Raw genomic sequence first — 17291 nt, 5'->3', positions numbered from 1 at the left:
TCAAGGCCGTCGACGCGAAGGTGACGCTCGGCGCATGGTGCTTCGACAACGGGGACAAGAGCAGCCAGTACTGGATCCCCCAGGGGGTGGCCATCAGCCGGACGGCGCAGCTCGACGGTGTGGTCCTCAGCTGGTACCACCGGCACAAGTCCGGGACCGACTGGGTGACGGACGGATCGCGGGTCACGGTGGGAGCCCGCCCCAAGGTGGACGCCAAGGGCGCCTACCAGCCGGTCACGCTGGCCGTCCCCACGGTGACCGCCGCCGGGAAGCTCTCCTTCCAGGAGGTCTCGCCCGCCAACTCCCCGGCCGGCGCCGTGGCCGCCAAGGGGGTCGACGAGGCCAAGCAGCACCAGGGCGGCGTCGCGCTGGCCGGGAACTTCCTCTACACGGCCGACACCTCTGGCCTGCGCGTGTACGACGTACGGCGCACCTACCGCGTGGCGACGGGCCAGAACATCCTGGGCGTGGGCGACGACGGCAGGTTCTACGCCCACAACGAGAAGTACGCGCTGTTCCAGACGGGCATGTTCCGGCCCGAGAACGCCGGGGCCTGCCCGGCCTGGGACGTGGTCCCGTCCGCCAGGAACAAGGACCTGTGCTTCAGCACCGTCACCTACGACCCGACGACCTCGCCCGCGAGCCTGCTCAGCGCGGAGTACAAGACCGAGGGCGGGGTGTCGTCGGCCAAGCCGATGCGCGTGGTGCGCTGGCCCCTCAACGCCGACGGTTCGCTGAAGGCCGACGCGTCCGGACGGGTGACCTCCACGACCGTGTTCGGGACGAACCTGACCCACGTCCAGGGAGCCGCCGGGTACCACGGCGGGACGGGCGATACCCTCTACTACGGCACGTCCAACGGCGGCTCGCCCGGCGGCATCTACAGCGACCGCGACGGCGACGGCAACGCCCCGTTCCACGTGGTGGGGCCGATCGGCGGTGAGTCCCTGGCGTTCGACCCGTACTCGGGAGGCGACCGCATCTGGGGCATCACCGAGCGCCCCGGCCAGCGGATGCTGTACTGGATCTACCGCAAGGAACTCCAGAAGCCGGGCATGCCCTAGCCCGGCGGCGGCGCCGGTCCGGTGCCGGCGCCGCCGTGGGTTCAGGGCCTGCGGGTCGGGTTGACCGCGTCCTCCTCGGCGGGCGTGAGCGGGGCGGGCCGCTCGTCCTCGTCCTCCCCGGCGGCCTGGCGCTCGTACTCGGTCACGCCCAGGCCGTCCCTGCTCTCCTCGGGCTCCTCGATCCGCAGCTCCTCGGGAGGGTCGTTCACGTACTCCTCGGTCAGGGCGATCTGCTCGTCCTGGGTGTTGTCGCCCATGTCGTCCATGTCCTCGCGGAAGTCGCGGGACTCACCGGGCTCGCGTGCCCTCATGACGCCTCCCTGTCCGTCTCGGTTTTGATGGTCGGACGGGTATCCCCGATGACCGCCGCCCTACTCGCGGTCGCGGACGGCGACGAGGCCGCCGACGACGCCCACGTACGCGGTCCCGTCCGGGCCCAGGGTGACGGGGGCCCAGCTGTTGTCGAACCACTTGCCCGTCCCGGTGAGCACCTTGTAGGCCGTCCGGCCCGTGTGGACGTCCACCGCTGTCAGGTACCAGGCGTCGACGAGGTCCTTGCGCGGCTCCTTCGTGTACAGGTAGAGCAGCCCGGCCGGAACGGAGACCTTGGCCACGGTCGACGGCGAGCGCTCCGTGCTCGTCCAGACGGTCTCGCAGCCCCTCCCGTCCGGTCGCACGTCCACGCGGCTCGCCCCGCCCACCGAGGACCCGCCCGGCGGCAGTTCGACGAAGTTGCGGTAGCCGTAGTTGTTCTCGACGAACAGGCTGCGGCCGTAGCCGATGAGCGAGTTGTCCGTCGCGCTCGCCCCGCTGCCGAACACGGGGACCTGGCACACCAGCCGCCCGTCGTCCCGGCGGCGGACGATCACGTGCATGCGGTCGTCGGCGTTGTCGGTGATGGCCACGTAGCCGTCGCCGAAGAACGTGGGGGTCGTCCCCGAACCCTGGTCGATCTGCCCGGGCTTGCGCCCGCTGCCCCTGTCGTACGGCTCGCGCCACACGATCTTCGGCGTCCCCTCCGCGTCCGCCCGCAGCCGGTAGAGCGCGTGGTCGGACACGACCGACACGCCGTTCTCGGCCGCCGCGAAAGAGTTCTGGACGGTCTCGCCCGCCAGCCGCGTCATCCGGACCCTCCCGGACTCCGGATCCACCGTGCCGATGCGGCCGCCCCTGGTGATCCACCAGATCAGGCCGCCCCAGTCCGGCCCGACCGCGGTGACCGGGTCGCATTCGCCCTTCGGCCACGGGTTCGTCGAGGTGGCGCAGTCGTGGGGGAGGTGCGCGCCGAGGTCCCAGTCGTCGGTGACCGCGAACCGCCACTTGCCGTCCGGGCCCTTCTCGTGGGCGAAGCGGCGCAGGTGGAAGGCCGAGTCCGCCAGCACGGCGCGGTCCTGCGGGTCCAGGTAGTAGTAGGCCCCGCCCGAGGTGTCGGTGAACACCTTGTCGAGGCTCAGCGAGAACAGCGCCTGGACGGTGGACGGCCTGGGCGGCAGCTCGTAGGTCGCGAGGTCCTTCAGCGTCGCCGGATCGATGAGCCGCAGGACGAGGTTCTGCCCGCGCGTGCACTGCGCGACGATCAGGCCCGTCCGGCGGGCGAACGTCACCGTCGAGCACAGCCCCGGCAGACCGCCGCCCTTGGCCTCGTTCAGCACCCGCGGATCGCGGCCGAGGGGGCCCATGAACGGGTAGGTGTCGGAGGCGTAGCTGTCGGCGTGCATGGACGACGTTCCGACCGGCCCCTGGTGCGGGTTGGCCGGGACGGGCCGCCCCGCGAGCGGCGCGGGCGCGGCCGGCGCGCCGATGTACGCCGGGACGAGCCCCCTTCCGGGGCCGTCGGGGATCGGGTCGGCCGCCGCCGGGACCGCCCCGCCCACCAGGGCGGCGGCGAGGAGGACGGCGAGCAGGGGTCTGCGCATGGAGGGCTCCCTTGACCGGACGGGGGTGGGCCCGGTCGCGCCCTCCGGGACGGCCACCTCGTGAAGAGTGATCGTCCGGCGCCTCCGGATGGTTACGATCCGGGGCATGGGCGTAGAAGCTGTGATCTTCGACTGGGGCGGCACGCTGACCCCGTGGCACGACCTCGAACTGGCCGACATGTGGCGCGCCATCTGCGCCGCCCACCTGCCCCCGGACACCGTCGAGAAGACCGTCGCCGCACTCGTGGCCGCCGAGGACGAGCTGTGGCGCCGCGGCACCGAGGAGCACCGCAGCGCCACCCTCGCCGAGGCGTTCGCGATGGCGGGGCTGGAGCCGACCGAGGCCCTCCTCGACACCCACTTCGAGACGTGGACCCCGCACACCCACACCGACCCCGCCGTCCCCGGCCTGTTCAACGCGCTCCGCGAGCGCGGCATCAAGATCGGCGTGCTGTCCAACACGATCTGGAGCCGCGACTGGCACGAGCGCGTCTTCGCGCGCGACGACGTCCTCGACCTCCTCGACGGCGCCGTCTACTCGAGCGAGATCCCGTGGACCAAGCCGCACGCCGAGGCCTTCCGCGCCGCCATGGACGCCGTCGGCGCCACCGACCCCGGCTCCTGCGTCTTCGTGGGCGACCGCCCGTTCGACGACATCCACGGCGCCAAGTCCGTCGGCCTGCGGGCCGTCCAGATCTGGCACCAGACCACCCACGCCTTCGACCGCCCCGGCCTCACGCCGCCCGACGCCCTCATCCACGACCTGGAGGAGCTGCTCCCGCACGTGGAGCGGTGGCACTCAGACTGACGGCTTGGCCGCCACGATCAGATCGCGGGAGATGGCCTGGTCGACGCGGTGGCGGAAGCCCCGGTAGGCGTCCGAGTCCCGGACGACCAGGCCGCCGGCGGCGAGGATCTCCGCGAGCTGCTCGCGGCGGCCGACGAAGGTGTTCCAGGAGATGCCGATGGCCCCTCCCGGACGCAGCAGCCGCGCCCACTCGGGAACGGCCGCCGCCAGCAGCTCGACGGGGCTGCGCGACAGCTGCGGCCTGCCCCTGCGGCCGGGCTGCGCCCCCTTCGGACGGCTCCCGTGCTGGACGCCGTAGGGGGCGTCCGTCACGATCAGGTCGAACGACGCCGGCCGGAAGAACTTCCCGGCGCCCAGCGAGTCGGCGTTCACGACGGTGATCTCCATCGTCTCGCCGCTCTTGTAGCGCTCCTTGGACGCGCCGAGCGTCACGTGCAGGCGGCGCCCGAGGACGGCCTTCTCGCGGCGTACGTTCGCGACCTCCGCCTGGTGCTTGACCCGGTTGTTCTTCAGCCAGGTCTTGATGAAGGCCGCGTAGGCGTCGAAGTCCTTGCCGTCGACGTCCATCCCGGCGGCGTCCAGCCCGTACATCATGGCCTGGTTGAGCGTCGTGCCCCGCCCGCACATGGGGTCGAAGACGCGGGGGCGCCCGGTGACCAGGTCCATGGGGGAGTCGGTCGCCATCGCCGTGACGTTCAGCAGCAGCTTGGTGAAGTACTCGTTCGTCTTGCCCGAGTACTTCTGGATGGTGAGCAGGTCGCTGCCGAAGAGGTCGAGAGGCTGGAGCTCGACGGGCCGGAGCAGCTCGCCCTCGATCCGGAACAGCGCGTAGAGCGACGACAGGTTCGACAGGAGGCGGACGTCCTGCTCGGTCAGGGCCTCGGCGGAGAACGTCACGTACGGGACGCCGCCGATCGAGGTCTCCTCGATGTCGCGGACCCGCCCGCCGAGAGCCCGTTCGCTGAACACCGCCAGCTCCGCCTTCACCAGGTCGGCGGCGGCCTGTGCATAGACCCGGTTGTGCGAGGGGGAGACGAGAAGGCCGTACGCGGTCATCTGGTGGATCCTATTGGACCCCGGAAGGGGAGACCGCCGGGACGGTGCGTCCGGCGGCCTCGGCACGGCCTCGCGAAGGCCGGTCCTCCCCTGTCAGGCGGCTCGCGCGCGTCGACCCTCGGCCCCGCCGCCCGTCTCCGCGGGCGGATCCGGAGCGGGACCGCGCGGGGCGGCGGGCAGGGCCCCCGCCTCCTGGGCGGCCAGAAGCTCCGGCGTGTCCGGGCCCTCCACGGGCGGAAGGTCCGGAAGGTGCCGCGCGGCGGCGTTCAGCAGTTCCCCCACGCGGCTCTTGAGACTGGCCAGGTCGGCCCGCGCCACGTCCGCCTGCGCCTGCGCCCTGCGCGCCTGGCGCCGCGCGGCGTCGCGCTCGGCCGCCAGGCGCGTCAGCTGCTCGTGGTAGGCGGCCCGCAGGTCGTCGAGGGCGCTCGTCCCGCCCGGCTGCGGATTCGTGGTCACGTGGGCTCCCTCCCCCGAAGTCATCCCGTGCAACGGGACCAACGACACCGAACGGGGCCTTCGTTCCCGCCGTGCCGAAGATCACTCACCCGGTTCGGGGCGCGGGGACAGGGCGGCGGGCGGCAGCCCGGGGAACGCCTCGGACGGCGCGGCCGACCCCGCCCTCGACCGCCAGCGCGCCGCCCAGGCCATGGCCCGCTGCGCGCTGTCGGCGGCGAAGGCGCGCAGGTCGGGGGAGGAGACGCCCGCGAGCCCGACGTAGGCGGGGACGAGGTCGCCCTCCAGGGCGGCCGCGAGCTGGGCGGCACTGCGGGCCGAGGTGACCTTGACGGGCAGCCGGTAGGCCGCCGCCTCGGGGGCCGGCGCGACCGACAGGATCGAGACCAGCTGGTCGCGCCGGGCGCGGTGGACGTTCCACAGGTCCTTCGCGGTCTGGTGGAGGGAGCCCCGCAGCCTGGCCCCGAGCACCCCGTACCCGTACACGGCGGCGTGCTCGGCGGACAGCGCGGCCTGCAGGGCCTCGGCGTCCGACCTGGACCGGACGGGCGGCGCCCCGCCCCTGACCGTCATGGCGTGGCCGGCCTCGCAGGCGCCGATGCTCGCCAGCAACTGTGCGAGCGCCGGACCGGCCTTGGCGGCGTCGGCCATGCGCCCCCGCGCGGCGCGGTCCTCCAGGTCGCGCAGGGCCGCTAGGCCCGCGGCGCCCGCCGGGACGGCCGCCGCGCTGGGGGAGGGGATGGCGCCGCCCTCGTCCGCCCGGTCGCCCGAGCCCGGGACGTAGTGCCGCCTCAGGACCGCCAGATGCCCGCGGTGGTGGGCGAGGACGGGATCCAGCCGCCCGGCCAGCGAGGCGTCCGCGGAGCGCGCCGCCTCGTACGAGGCGATCAGGTTCTGCTCGGACGCGATCGCGCCCACGAGCGTCGGCACGTCCTCGCGCGGGGCCGCCTGCGCCGCGCAGGAGGCGAGCCACGGCAGCACCGGAACCGCGCCGCCTCCCAGGGCCATGGCACGGCCCAGCAGCGCACGGCGTGACAGCGCCTGCGTCGAGCGTGACATCGCCTGCCCCGGCGGCGGTGCGGCCTCTGGCAAAGGAAGTCTCCTCACCCGGTGGCGGAGATGGCGGCGGCCCGCGGCGGCGGCGGTCCCCGGACGCGCCCATCGGGCCAGCTCAAGCATTCCATATCCGCCGCGCCGGAGAGCCGCCGGAAAGACCGCCGCGGTCCCCGGCTGTCGATAGTCTTGAGGTGTCGGCGGACGAGCGGCGATCCCGCCGCCGCGGGCGGCACGACAGATCGCAGGCGGCACAACAGGAGGAGGACCCATGAGCGTCGAGTCCCGTGGCGGCCGCGCTCAAGGGAGGCGCGGCCGGCCGGAGGAGGCGGCCCCGGCGCGCGAGGCCGCGCGTCCGGCGCGCGACGCCGCCCGCCCGAGCCGCGACGCGGCGGCCGCGGCCCTCGCCCGGCTGCTCGGGCCCGCGGTGGCCGAGGCGGGCTACGACCTGGAGGAGGTCGACGTGCGGCCCGCGGGCCGCCGCCGCCTCGTCCGCGTCGTCGTCGACGCCGACGGCGGCATCGGCCTCGACGACATCGCCCGGCTGAGCGAGACGACCTCCGAGCTGCTCGACGGGTCCGACGTCATGGGGTCCTCGCCCTACGTGCTGGAGGTGACCTCCCCGGGCGTCGACCGCCCCCTCACCGAGCCGCGGCACTGGCGCCGCGCCGTCGGCCGGCTGGTCGTCGCCCCCCTGGCCGAGGGAGGCCAGATCGAGGGCCGCGTGGTGGCGGCCGACGACGAGGCCGTCGAGATCGACGTCGTCCGCAAGCGCCGGGGCAAGGGAGCCGGGGCGGGCGGCGGCAAGTCCGCCGGGCCGGAGACCGTGCGGCGCCGGTTCGGCCTCGGCGAGCTGGGGCGCGGGCGCGTGCAGGTGGAGTTCAAGCCTTCACCGCCGGCCGAGGAATCGCGTTCTCCGGCTGAGCCGGACTAGAGGGGGGAACTCTCGTGGACATCGACATGACCGCCCTACGGGGCCTGGAGAGCGAGAAGGACATCTCGCTCGACGTGGCCGTCAAGGCCATCGAAGACGCACTTCTGATCGCCTACCACCGAACGGAGGGCGCGGCGCCGAAGGCCCGCGTCGAACTGGACCGCCAGAGCGGCCACGTGACCGTGTGGGCGACCGAGACCGACGACGAGGGCAACGCCGTCGGCGAGTACGACGACACCCCGACGGGGTTCGGCCGCATCGCCGCGACCACCGCCAAGCAGGTGATCCTCCAGCGCCTCCGGGACGCCGAGGACGAGCTGACCTTCGGCGAGTACGCCGGCCGCGAGGGCGACATCGTCAGCGGCATCATCCAGCAGGGCAAGGACCCGCGGAACGTGCTGGTCGACCTCGGCAAGATCGAGGCGATCCTGCCGCCGCAGGAGCAGGTGCCCGGCGAGCGCTACGAGCACGGCGAGCGGCTGCGCGCCTACGTGGTGCAGGTCCGCAAGGGCCACCGCGGCCCCTCGGTGCAGCTGTCGCGCACCCACCCGAACCTCGTCCGCAAGCTGTTCGCGCTGGAGGTCCCGGAGATCGCCGACGGCACCGTGGAGATCGCGGCGATCGCCCGGGAGGCCGGCCACCGCACCAAGATCGCGGTCCGGTCGCGCAAGTCCGGGGTGAACGCCAAGGGGGCCTGCATCGGCCCGCTCGGCAGCCGGGTCCGCAACGTGATGGGCGAGCTGCACGGCGAGAAGATCGACATCGTGGACTGGTCGGAGGACCCCGCGGAGTTCGTCGGGAATGCCCTGTCCCCGGCGCGTGTTTCGAGTGTCGAGGTGGTCGACGCCGACGCCCGGGTCGCCCGGGTGGTCGTCCCCGACTACCAGCTGTCCCTCGCCATCGGCAAGGAAGGGCAGAACGCGCGGCTCGCCGCCCGGCTCACCGGCTGGCGGATCGACATCCGGTCCGACACCGAGCCCGTACAGACGCCCCCGAACAGCGCCGGACCCGGCGAATCTGGATCTTCTGCGTCAGGAGAGCATGCGACCGGCCCCGCCGACGCCTCGGCGCGGTAGACTCATGGGACGTGGCCGGGTGGCCCCTGTTCGCACGTGTGTGGGTTGCCGGGTTCGCACGGTCAAGTCCGACTTGCTGCGCCTTGTGGTGGTCGAGGGCGTCATCGTCCCCGATTCTCGCGGGCGGCTGCCGGGCCGGGGTGCGCATCTGCATCCCGATCCGGAGTGTCTCGCACTCGCAGAGAGGCGTCGGGCGTTCCCGCGGGCGTTCCGCCTGCCGGGCCCGCTCGACGCCGGTCCGCTGCGGGAGCGAGTTGCGGCCCTCGCCGCACGGCAGCAGGATGGCCGAATGGTAAGCGACGTCTAGTCGGAAGCAGGTCGAGATTGCTATGAGCGCTCGATGAGCACGCCGCGATGAGTACGGCAAGTTAGCGACGGTCCGGAGGCCGCACCCCCGGACCGAGTAGGGAGTGCAGTGGCGAAGGTCCGGGTTTATGAACTCGCCAAGGAGTTCGGAGTAGAGAGCAAGGTCGTCATGGCCAAGCTCCAGGAAATGGGCGAGTTCGTACGGTCGGCGTCCTCCACGATTGAGGCGCCGGTCGTTCGCAGGCTGACAGAAGCCTTCTCAAATTCTTCTTCCTCTCCCAAGCAGGGAGACCGACGGGCCGCGGGCAAGAAGCCCGCTCCGCGCCCGTCCGCACCGCCGCGTCCGGGTCCCTCCGGCGGCGGTTCCGATTCTCAGGGCGCGCGTCCCGGACCCCGTCCGGGCCCGCGGCCGGCCCCCCGTCCGGCTACGGGCGGTCCGGGTGGTTCCGGCGGCCAGGGCGCTCCGAGCGTTCCGGGCGGATCCGGCGGTCAGGGCGGTCAGGGCGGCCAGGGCGGTGCGCCCAGGCCCGGCCCGCAGCCGGCGCCGCGCCCGCCCGTCCCGCCGGCGCCGAGCACGCCGGTGAACGCGCCCGCGGCGCAGGGGCCGAGCGCTCCGCCCGCGTCCGCGCCGGGCACCGGGGCCGGCAACCGCGCGCCCGGCGGCCCGAAGCCGGGTCCCCGCACGCCGAAGCCCGGCCCGCGCCCCGCACCGCGCCAGGGCGGCGGCGGTGGCCGCGGTCCCGGTGGGCCGCGTCCGGGCAACAACCCGTTCAGCTCGACCAACACCGGCATGGGCCAGGCGCCCAAGCCGGGGCCGCGTCCCGGCCCCCGTCCGGCGGGTGACCGTCCGGAGCGCGGAGGGCCCGCGGGCGGTCCGCGTCCCGGCCCGCGGCCGGGCGGCGCCCCTGGCGCCGGCGGTCCGCGCCCGAACCCGGGCGGCATGCCGCCCCGGCCGGGCGGTCCGCGTCCGAGCCCGATGAACATGCCGTCCTCGCGGCCCGCGGGCGCCCCAGGGCGCGGCGGACCGGGCGGTGGCGGCGGCGGTCGCGGTCCCGGCGGCGGAGGCCGCGGTCCGGGCGGCGGCGGTCGCGGTCCCGGTGGCGGCGGTCGTCCCGGTGGCGGCGGCGGCTTCGGCGGCCCCCGCGCGGGTGCCGGCGGTCGTCCGGGCGGCGGCGGTGGCTTCGGCCCCCGTCCCGGTGGCGGCGGTCGCGGTCGCGGCGGCACGCAGGGAGCCTTCGGGCGGCCCGGCGGGCGCCCGGCACGCGGGCGCAAGTCGAAGCGGGCGCGTCGTCAAGAGTTCGAGAACATGCAGGCGCCCGCCGTCGGCGGCGTCTCGGCTCCGCGCGGCAACGGCAAGACGATCCGGCTGCCGCAGGGCGCGTCCCTGACCGACTTCGCCGAGAAGATCGGCGCCAACCCGGCGTCGCTCGTCGCGATCATGATGCACCTCGGCAAGATGGTGACCGCGACCCAGTCGGTCGACCCCGACGACCTGATGGCGCTCGGGCTCGAGCTGGACTTCGACGTCCAGGTCGTCAGCCCCGAGGACGAGGACCGCGCGCTGCTCGAGTCCTTCGACATCGACTACGGCGAGGACGAGGGCGGCGAGGAGCACCTCCAGTCGCGTCCGCCGGTGGTCACCGTCATGGGCCACGTCGACCACGGTAAGACGAAGCTGCTGGACGCCGTCCGCAACGCCAACGTGCAGGCGGGCGAGGCCGGCGGCATCACCCAGCACATCGGCGCCTACCAGGTCGAGACCGAGGTCGACGGCGAGGAGCGCAAGATCACCTTCATCGACACCCCGGGCCACGAGGCGTTCACCGCCATGCGTGCCCGCGGTGCCGACACCACCGACCTGGTGGTGCTGGTGGTCGCCGCCGACGACGGCGTCAAGCCGCAGACCACCGAGGCGATCGACCACGCCACCGCGGCCGGGGTCCCGATCGTCGTCGCGGTCAACAAGATCGACGTCGAGGGCGCGGACCCGAACCGGGTCCGGGCGCAGCTCACCGAGTACGGCCTGGTCGCCGAGGAGTTCGGCGGCGACACGCAGTTCGTCGACGTGTCCGCCAAGCAGGGGATCAACATCGACGGGCTGCTGGAGGCGATCGTCCTGACCGCCGACGCCGAGCTCGACCTGAAGGCCAACCCCGACATGCCCGCCCAGGGCTCGGCCATCGAGGCCTACCTGGACAAGGGCCGGGGCGCCGTGGCGACCGTGCTGGTCCAGCGCGGCACGCTGCGGGTCGGCGACTCGATCGTCTGCGGCGTGGCCAACGGCCGCGTCCGGGCGATGCTCGACGAGAACGGCAACAGCGTCCAGGAGGCGGGCCCGTCCCGTCCGGTGATGGTGCTCGGCCTCGCGGCCGTGCCCGGCGCGGGCGACAACTTCCTGGTCGTCGAGGACGACCGGGTCGCCCGGCAGATCGCCGACAAGCGGGTCGCGCGCAAGCGCAACGCCGAACTGCTCAAGAGCCGCAAGAGCAGCTCCCTGGAAGAGCTGTTCAGGGACCTGGAGCGGGGCGACCGGCAGGAGCTGCTGCTCATCCTCAAGGGCGACGTGTCCGGTTCCGTCGAGGCGCTGGAGGACTCCCTCCTCAAGATCGACGTGGGCGAAGAGGTCAACCTGCGGATCATCCGCCGCGGTGTCGGCGCGATCACGCAGGACGACGTCAACCTGTCGCTGGCGTCCGAGGGCGCGGTCATCATCGGCTTCAACGTGAGGCCGGAGCGCAACGCGCAGGAGCTGGCCGACCGCGAGGGCGTCGACATCCGGTACTACTCGATCATCTACCAGGCGATCGAGGAGATCGAGGCGGCCCTCAAGGGCATGCTCAAGCCGGAGTTCGAGGAGGCCCAGCTCGGCACCGCCGAGGTTCGCGAGATCTTCAAGGTCCCGCGGATCGGCAACGTCGCGGGCTCGATGGTCCTGTCGGGGATCATCCAGCGCAACGCCAAGGCCCGCCTCGTCCGCGACGGAGTCGTGGTCGCCGACAACCTCACGGTGTCGTCGCTGCGCCGCTTCAAGGACGACGCGACCGAGGTCCGCGAGGGCTTCGAGTGCGGCATCGGTGTCGGCTACAACGACATCAAGCTCGGTGACGTCATCGAGTGCTTCGAGATGCGGGAGAAGCCCCGCGACTGAGGCGGACGGCAGGTCCGCGCGGCCCCGCGAGGGGCCGCGCGGGCGGCCGGCCCGGCGGCCCGTCAGGGCACGCCGACGACATGATCGTTAAATCGGGTGACAGGGCGCCAGGCGGATCTTCTAGCCTGGCGTCAGTCATGTCCAGCCTTTCTGGTTCGCCGGGATTGGCTGGGAACACGGCGGATGACCTCCGTCGTTCCAACTCTGATGACCGAGGTGATCGACCAGGTGTACGTGGGTGCGCTGACGCTCGACCTGCTGCTGGGAGACGTCCGCTCGCTGAAGCAGAAGCGGTCCGTCCTGCGTCCCGTCATCGCCGAGGTGCACAAGCGCTTCCCGGCGGTGGCCGTCGCCGAGACCGGCGACCACGACCTGCACCGCAGGGCGGAGATAGGGGTGGCGGTGGTGTCGGGCACGGCGTCGAACTGCACCGAGGTCCTCGACCAGTGCGAGCGGCTCGTGGCCGGACGGCCGGAGATCGAACTGCTGTCCGCCCGTCAGCGGCTGTTCAGCAGCGAGGACTGACGGCCGGGCGCGCAGGCGGGCGCCGCCTCACAATGAAGGAGCGGGGACCGACCTTCCCGCTCAGACCATAGAAAGGGAGTGCGATCATGGTGGACGCAGCTCGGGCGCGCAAGCTCGCCGACCGCATCCAGCAGATCGTCGCCGAGATGCTGGAGAGGCGGATCAAGGATCCGCGGCTCGGCTTCGTGACCGTGACGGACACCCGCATCACCAACGACCTGCGCGACGCCACCGTGTACTACACGGTGTACGGGTCGGATGGCGAGCGCGCCGAGACGGCCGCCGCGCTGGAGAGCGCCAAGGGCGTCATCCGGTCGGAGGTGGGCAGGAAGACGGGCGTCCGCCACACGCCCAGCATCACCTTCGTCATGGACTCCCTGATGGAGAACGCGGCGCACATCGACGACCTGCTGGCCCAGGCCCGCGCCCGGGACGCCGAGGTGGCACGGGCCGCGCAGGGCGCGTCCCCGGCGGGCGACGCGAACCCCTACCGCGAGCCCGGCTCCGGCGACGACGAGGACGACCTCGACGAGGACGAACCCGGCCCCGAAGGGCACGACGCCGCGGGGGACGGTGAGGACGGCCGTTCCGGACGCCCGTCGTCGTGAACGACCCGGCCGAGACCGCGACCCACGCCGAGCCGGGCGGCCTGCCCGAGCCGGGCGCACGGCCGGGATGGGGCGCGCCCGCCCGGACGGCCACGCCGCCCGGGCCCGGTGGGCTCACCGACCCGGGTCCGCTTTTGCGGCCCGGGGCGATGTACGGATCCGCGATGTCCGAGCCCGGCGTGCCGCCCGCGGCCACGCCCGGCACCGCCTTCGAGGTCGGCGTGCCGCCCGCGCAGCCTCCGGCGTCCCGGCCCGGTCCGTCGGCCGAGCCGGGTGGGCCGCCGCCCGCGGAGCTCGACTGGGACCGCGCGGTCGAGCTGATCCGCCGCACGGACGAGATCTGCCTCGCCTGCCACGTGTCGCCCGACGGCGACGCGCTCGGTTCGATGCTGGCGCTCGGGCGGGCGCTGCGGGCGTGCGGCAAGCGCTGCCTGGCCTCGTTCGGCGAGCCGTTCGGCGTCCCGGCGATCCTGCGGTTCCTGCCGGGCCAGGAGCTGCTGGTCGAGCCGGCCCGGGTGCCGCGCGCCCCGGAACTGATGATCTCGCTGGACGCGGCGGGCCGGGCCCGGCTCGGCTCGCTCGCCGCCACCGCCGACCGCGCCGGCGCCCTGATCGTCATCGACCACCACGCGTCCAACACGGGCTTCGGCGGCGTGCGGCTGGTCGACCCGGCCGCCGCCGCCACGGCGGTGCTGGTCGAGGAGCTGATCCGCAGGCTCGGCGTGCCGCTCGACCGCGACATCGCCCAGGGCCTGTACGCGGGCCTGGCCAGCGACACCGGATCGTTCAAGTACCCCTGCACCACCCCCGAGGTCCACGACCTGGCGGGACGGCTGCTGACCGCGGGCGTCCGGCCGGAAACGGTCAGCCGGGAGTTGTGGGACCGGGCCCCGTTCGGCTACCTGCAGGTCCTCGCGAGCGCGCTCTCCCGGGCCCGGCTGGAGCGGGACGCCGCCGGCGGCCTCGGCCTGGTGTGGACGACGGTCACGCGGTCGGACCGCGACGCCCGCGATGTGCCCTACGACCAGCTCGAAGGGGTCATCGACCAGCTCAGGCGCACCGACGAGGCCGAGGTCGCGGTCGTGTGCAAGGAGAACGACCGGGGCGAGTGGTACGTGTCCACCCGCTCCAAGGGCTCGGTCGACGTGGGCCGCGCCTGCGTCGAACTCGGCGGGGGCGGGCACCGCACCGCCGCCGCCTTCACCATGGGCGGGGAACCCGCCTGGATCATCGACCGGCTGCGCGCCGCGCTGCGCGTCCCCGGCGGCGTGGAGACCGACGACTGAACAGGCCGGCGAACGGCAGGCCGACGACTGGAAGCGGAGCGCGCGTGGACAACTCGGGACTCGTCATCGTGGACAAGCCCGCCGGGTGGACGTCGCATGACGTCGTCGGGAGGATGCGGCGGCTGGCGAAGACCCGGCGGGTCGGGCACGCGGGCACGCTCGACCCGATGGCGACGGGCGTGCTCGTCCTCGGGACCGGCAAGGCCACCCGCCTGCTCGGGCACCTCGCGCTGACCCGCAAGGGCTACGACGCCACGATCCGGCTGGGCGAGTCGACCAACACCGACGACGCGGAGGGCGAGACCATCGCGACCGCGCCGGCCGGGGCCGTCACCGAGGAGGCGCTGCGGGCCGGCGTCGCGGAGCTGACCGGGACGATCCAGCAGGTCCCGCCGCAGGTCAGCGCGATCAAGGTGAACGGGGAGCGGGCCTACAAGATGGCCCGCAAGGGCGAGGACGTGGCGCTCGCCGCCCGCCCGGTGACCGTGGACGAGTTCACGATCACCGATGTCCGGCGGCACGGCGACCTGGTCGACGTGGACGCCACGGTCTCCTGCTCCTCCGGGACCTACATCCGGGCGCTCGCCCGCGACTTCGGCTCCTCGCTCGGCTGCGGCGGCCATCTGACCGCGCTGCGCCGGACCCGCGTCGGGCCCTACGACCTGTCCATGGCGCGCACCCTCGACCAGCTCGGCGAGAAACTGGAGATCCTGCCCATGGCCGAGGCCGTGGCGGCGGTCTTCCCGCGCCGGGACGTGTCGGAGGACGACGCCCGCAAGGTTGCCCACGGCGGGCGCCTGCCGGCCACCGGCCTCGGGCCGGGCCCGGTGGGCGTCTTCGCCCCGGACGGGACGCTGCTCGCGCTCGTCGAGGAGCGGGGCCCGGTGGCCAAGCCGCTCGCCGTGTTCGTCCCCTGACGGTCGTGGCGAGCATCACCGGGCAGGGGGATGCGCGGGCAACCTACGCTCGCGTAACCTACGTGTGCGTAGGTTTGTGAGGAGGTGTTCCGTGACCACGGTGAAAGACCACCCCCCGGTGGCGTCCCCAACCCGGCCGCGGCTGCGCGGCTGGCTGCACCTCGGCGCGTTCCCGGCGGTGCTCGTCGCGGGGCTCGTGCTGGTGGCGCTCGGCCCGAGCCCGCAGGCGCGGCTGGCGTCGGCGGTGTACGTGGCGACATCGGGGATGCTGTTCGGGATCTCGGGAACGTACCACCGGCAGCGGTCGCACCGGCTGATCGAGGTGCTGCGCCGCTTCGACCACGCCAACATCTATCTGATCATCGCGGGGACGTACACGCCCTTCGCGGTCGTGGCGCTGGACGGCGGCGTGCGCCTCGCCGTCCTCGTCATCGTGTGGACCGGGGCCATCGCCGGGGTCGTCTTCCGGACGACCTGGATCGGCGCCCCCCGCTTCCTCTACGTGAGCCTCTACATCGTGCTGGGCTGGGTGGCGGTGCTGTTCCTGCCGCAGTTCCTGTCCGGGGCGGGCCTGGCCGCCTGCCTGCTGGTCGCGATCGGGGGCATCTGCTACAGCGTCGGGGGAGTGGTGTACGGGCTGCGCCGCCCCGACCCGTTCCCGGACTGGTTCGGGTTCCACGAGGTGTTCCACGCCTTCACGCTGGCGGCCTACGTGCTGCAGTACATCGCGGTGTCCCTCGTCGTCTACCAGTCCGGCTGACCGCGTCCACCCGGCCCGTCCCGGGCCGGGTGCCGCACACCACGCACCCTGGGTGCGACCGGCGCCGTGCCCGCATGGCACTCTTGAGGACGGCAGGAGTACCGGACAGGAACGTCCTACGCAGGGAGAGCATGGTGCGGCGCTGGAATGGCCTCGACGAGGTTCCCGCAGACTGGGGCCGTTCGGTGATCACGATCGGGGTGTTCGACGGCGTGCACCGCGGCCACCAGAGGATCGTGGGGGCCGCCGCCGAGGAGGCGCGCCGCCGCGGGCTGCGCTCTGTGGTGATCACGTTCGACCCGCACCCGGACGAGGTCGTCCGGCCCGGCACGCACCCGCCGCTGCTCGCCACCACCAGGCGCCGCATCGAGCTGCTGGAGGGCCTCGGCACCGACGCGGTCGTGGTCGTGCCCTTCACGCTGGAGCTGTCGAAGGTGGCGCCGGACGAGTTCGTCCAGTCGGTGCTGGTCGACCGGCTGCACGCCGCCCATGTGATCGTCGGCGAGGACTTCCGGTTCGGGCACAAGGCCAAGGGCGACGTGGCGCTGCTGCGGGAGCTCGGCGAGAAGTACGACTTCACGGCCGAGGGCATGCCGCTCGTGGCCGACGGCGACACGATCTCCTCCACCTACATCAGGGGACGGCTCGACGCGGGCGACGTCGAGGCCGCCGCGCACGCGCTCGGCCGCCCGCACCGCGTCGAGGGCGTCGTCGTCCGGGGCCACCAGAGGGGCCGCGCTCTCGGGTTCCCCACGGCGAACCTGGAGACGCTGCCGCACACCGCGATCCCGGCGGACGGCGTCTACGGCGGCTGGCTGGTGTGCGACTCCGACCGCTACCCCGGCTTCCGCTGGCCGGCCGCGATCTCCATCGGGACGAACCCCACCTTCGAGGGCGCGGGCGAGCGCACCGTCGAGGCCTACGCCCTGGACCGCGACGACCTGGACCTCTACGGCGAGCACATGGCCGTCGACTTCACCGCCCGCATCCGGGACACGTTGAAGTTCGACTCGATAGAGGCCCTGATCGAGGAGATGCACCGGGACGTGGCGAGGGCCAGGGAGATCACGTCCTGACCCTGTCCCAAGCGCCCCGCCTCGCTGCAAGGAAAGCTCGACGGTCACGCGAGCGCGCGCGACCTGACCGGTGGGGCGACGCTGACCCGAGAGGACCTCAGCCGGCGCGCGAGGGCGCGACCTGACCGGTGGGACGACGCTGACCCGAGAGGACCTCAGCCGGCGCGCGAGTGCGCGACCTGACCGGTGGGGCGAAGCCGAAGGCGAGCCCCACTGGGAAGCTCGCGAAGCGAGGCCGCACTCGCCCAAGAACGGTCGAGGTGCGAGCCGCCAGGCGAGCACTTCGGTCCGGTCTTGCCGTTAAC

The 17291-nt window shown here is 73.4% G+C and carries 16 protein-coding genes and 1 pseudogene; 12 read left to right on the top strand and 5 right to left on the bottom strand.

The genetic code is table 11. From position 1 onward, the window contains the following. The first annotated feature begins 20 nt into the window (after positions 1–20). On the top strand, positions 21–1064 hold the full coding sequence (locus tag FKD65_RS11520; RefSeq protein ID WP_141577442.1) for a hypothetical protein: 1044 nt from the start codon (positions 21–23) through the stop codon (positions 1062–1064). 41 nt (positions 1065–1105) lie between these two features. Here the strand turns inward: FKD65_RS11520 and FKD65_RS11515 are convergent, their stop codons facing one another. Continuing rightward, on the bottom strand, positions 1106–1375 hold the full coding sequence (locus FKD65_RS11515) for a hypothetical protein (RefSeq protein WP_141577441.1): 270 nt from the start codon (positions 1373–1375) through the stop codon (positions 1106–1108). A 60-nt stretch (positions 1376–1435) separates the two neighbouring features. Beyond that, complete coding sequence (locus tag FKD65_RS11510) at positions 1436–2980, bottom strand: hypothetical protein (RefSeq protein ID WP_141577440.1); 1545 nt, start codon at positions 2978–2980, stop codon at positions 1436–1438. Positions 2981–3086: 106 nt separating this feature from the next. On the opposite strand from FKD65_RS11510, the gene FKD65_RS11505 reads away from it, so the two are divergent. Next, the gene (locus FKD65_RS11505) at positions 3087–3788 is read left to right on the top strand and encodes an HAD family hydrolase (protein ID WP_141577439.1); all 702 of its coding nucleotides are present in this window, start codon (positions 3087–3089) and stop codon (positions 3786–3788) included. Here the strand turns inward: FKD65_RS11505 and FKD65_RS11500 are convergent. From FKD65_RS11500 to FKD65_RS45460, 3 genes are all read right to left on the bottom strand, one after another. Next, on the bottom strand, positions 3780–4844 hold the full coding sequence (locus FKD65_RS11500) for a TRM11 family methyltransferase (protein WP_141577438.1): 1065 nt from the start codon (positions 4842–4844) through the stop codon (positions 3780–3782). The genes FKD65_RS11505 and FKD65_RS11500 overlap by 9 nt on opposite strands. A gap of 93 nt (positions 4845–4937) precedes the next feature. After that, positions 4938–5300 (bottom strand): hypothetical protein, encoded by a 363-nt coding sequence (locus tag FKD65_RS11495; RefSeq protein ID WP_141577437.1) that lies wholly within the window; start codon positions 5298–5300, stop codon positions 4938–4940. An 81-nt stretch (positions 5301–5381) separates the two neighbouring features. Beyond that, positions 5382–6356 (bottom strand): ferritin-like domain-containing protein, encoded by a 975-nt coding sequence (locus FKD65_RS45460; protein ID WP_240810092.1) that lies wholly within the window; start codon positions 6354–6356, stop codon positions 5382–5384. 397 nt (positions 6357–6753) lie between these two features. On the opposite strand from FKD65_RS45460, the pseudogene rimP reads away from it, so the two are divergent. The 10 genes and pseudogenes from rimP to FKD65_RS11440 form a co-directional block, all read left to right on the top strand. Further along, a pseudogene (gene rimP / locus FKD65_RS11485) lies at positions 6754–7284 on the top strand (ribosome maturation factor RimP); the annotation flags it as partial. Positions 7285–7310: 26 nt separating this feature from the next. Further along, complete coding sequence (gene nusA, locus FKD65_RS11480; protein ID WP_141586750.1) at positions 7311–8360, top strand: transcription termination factor NusA; 1050 nt, start codon at positions 7311–7313, stop codon at positions 8358–8360. Beyond that, the gene (locus FKD65_RS11475) at positions 8326–8667 is read left to right on the top strand and encodes a YlxR family protein (protein ID WP_168221010.1); all 342 of its coding nucleotides are present in this window, start codon (positions 8326–8328) and stop codon (positions 8665–8667) included. Before nusA ends, FKD65_RS11475 begins: the two co-directional genes overlap by 35 nt. A gap of 108 nt (positions 8668–8775) precedes the next feature. Next, entirely contained in the window at positions 8776–11814 is a 3039-nt protein-coding gene (gene infB, locus FKD65_RS11470) for a translation initiation factor IF-2 (protein WP_141577434.1), read from the top strand. A 183-nt stretch (positions 11815–11997) separates the two neighbouring features. Further along, a complete protein-coding gene (locus FKD65_RS11465; RefSeq protein WP_240810091.1) occupies positions 11998–12339 on the top strand; it encodes a DUF503 domain-containing protein in 342 nt (113 codons plus the stop codon). An 86-nt stretch (positions 12340–12425) separates the two neighbouring features. After that, positions 12426–12947: a 30S ribosome-binding factor RbfA gene (gene rbfA, locus FKD65_RS11460; protein ID WP_141577433.1), complete on the top strand. Its 522-nt coding sequence runs from the start codon at positions 12426–12428 to the stop codon at positions 12945–12947. Then, complete coding sequence (locus FKD65_RS11455) at positions 12944–14233, top strand: bifunctional oligoribonuclease/PAP phosphatase NrnA (protein ID WP_240810090.1); 1290 nt, start codon at positions 12944–12946, stop codon at positions 14231–14233. The genes rbfA and FKD65_RS11455 overlap by 4 nt, the downstream gene beginning before the upstream one ends. Positions 14234–14277: 44 nt before the next feature. After that, a complete protein-coding gene (truB, locus tag FKD65_RS11450) occupies positions 14278–15150 on the top strand; it encodes a tRNA pseudouridine(55) synthase TruB (protein WP_141577432.1) in 873 nt (290 codons plus the stop codon). A 91-nt stretch (positions 15151–15241) separates the two neighbouring features. Next, complete coding sequence (locus FKD65_RS11445; RefSeq protein WP_240810089.1) at positions 15242–15910, top strand: hemolysin III family protein; 669 nt, start codon at positions 15242–15244, stop codon at positions 15908–15910. Between the two features lie 134 nt (positions 15911–16044). Continuing rightward, positions 16045–16986: a bifunctional riboflavin kinase/FAD synthetase gene (locus FKD65_RS11440; RefSeq protein WP_141577430.1), complete on the top strand. Its 942-nt coding sequence runs from the start codon at positions 16045–16047 to the stop codon at positions 16984–16986. Positions 16987–17291: the final 305 nt, after the last annotated feature.

This window comes from Actinomadura sp. WMMA1423 (genome assembly GCF_006547145.1).
GTDB lineage: Bacteria > Actinomycetota > Actinomycetes > Streptosporangiales > Streptosporangiaceae > Spirillospora.
The sequence above is the reverse complement of the archived record's forward strand: the minus strand, read 5'-3'. Positions and strand labels throughout refer to the sequence as shown.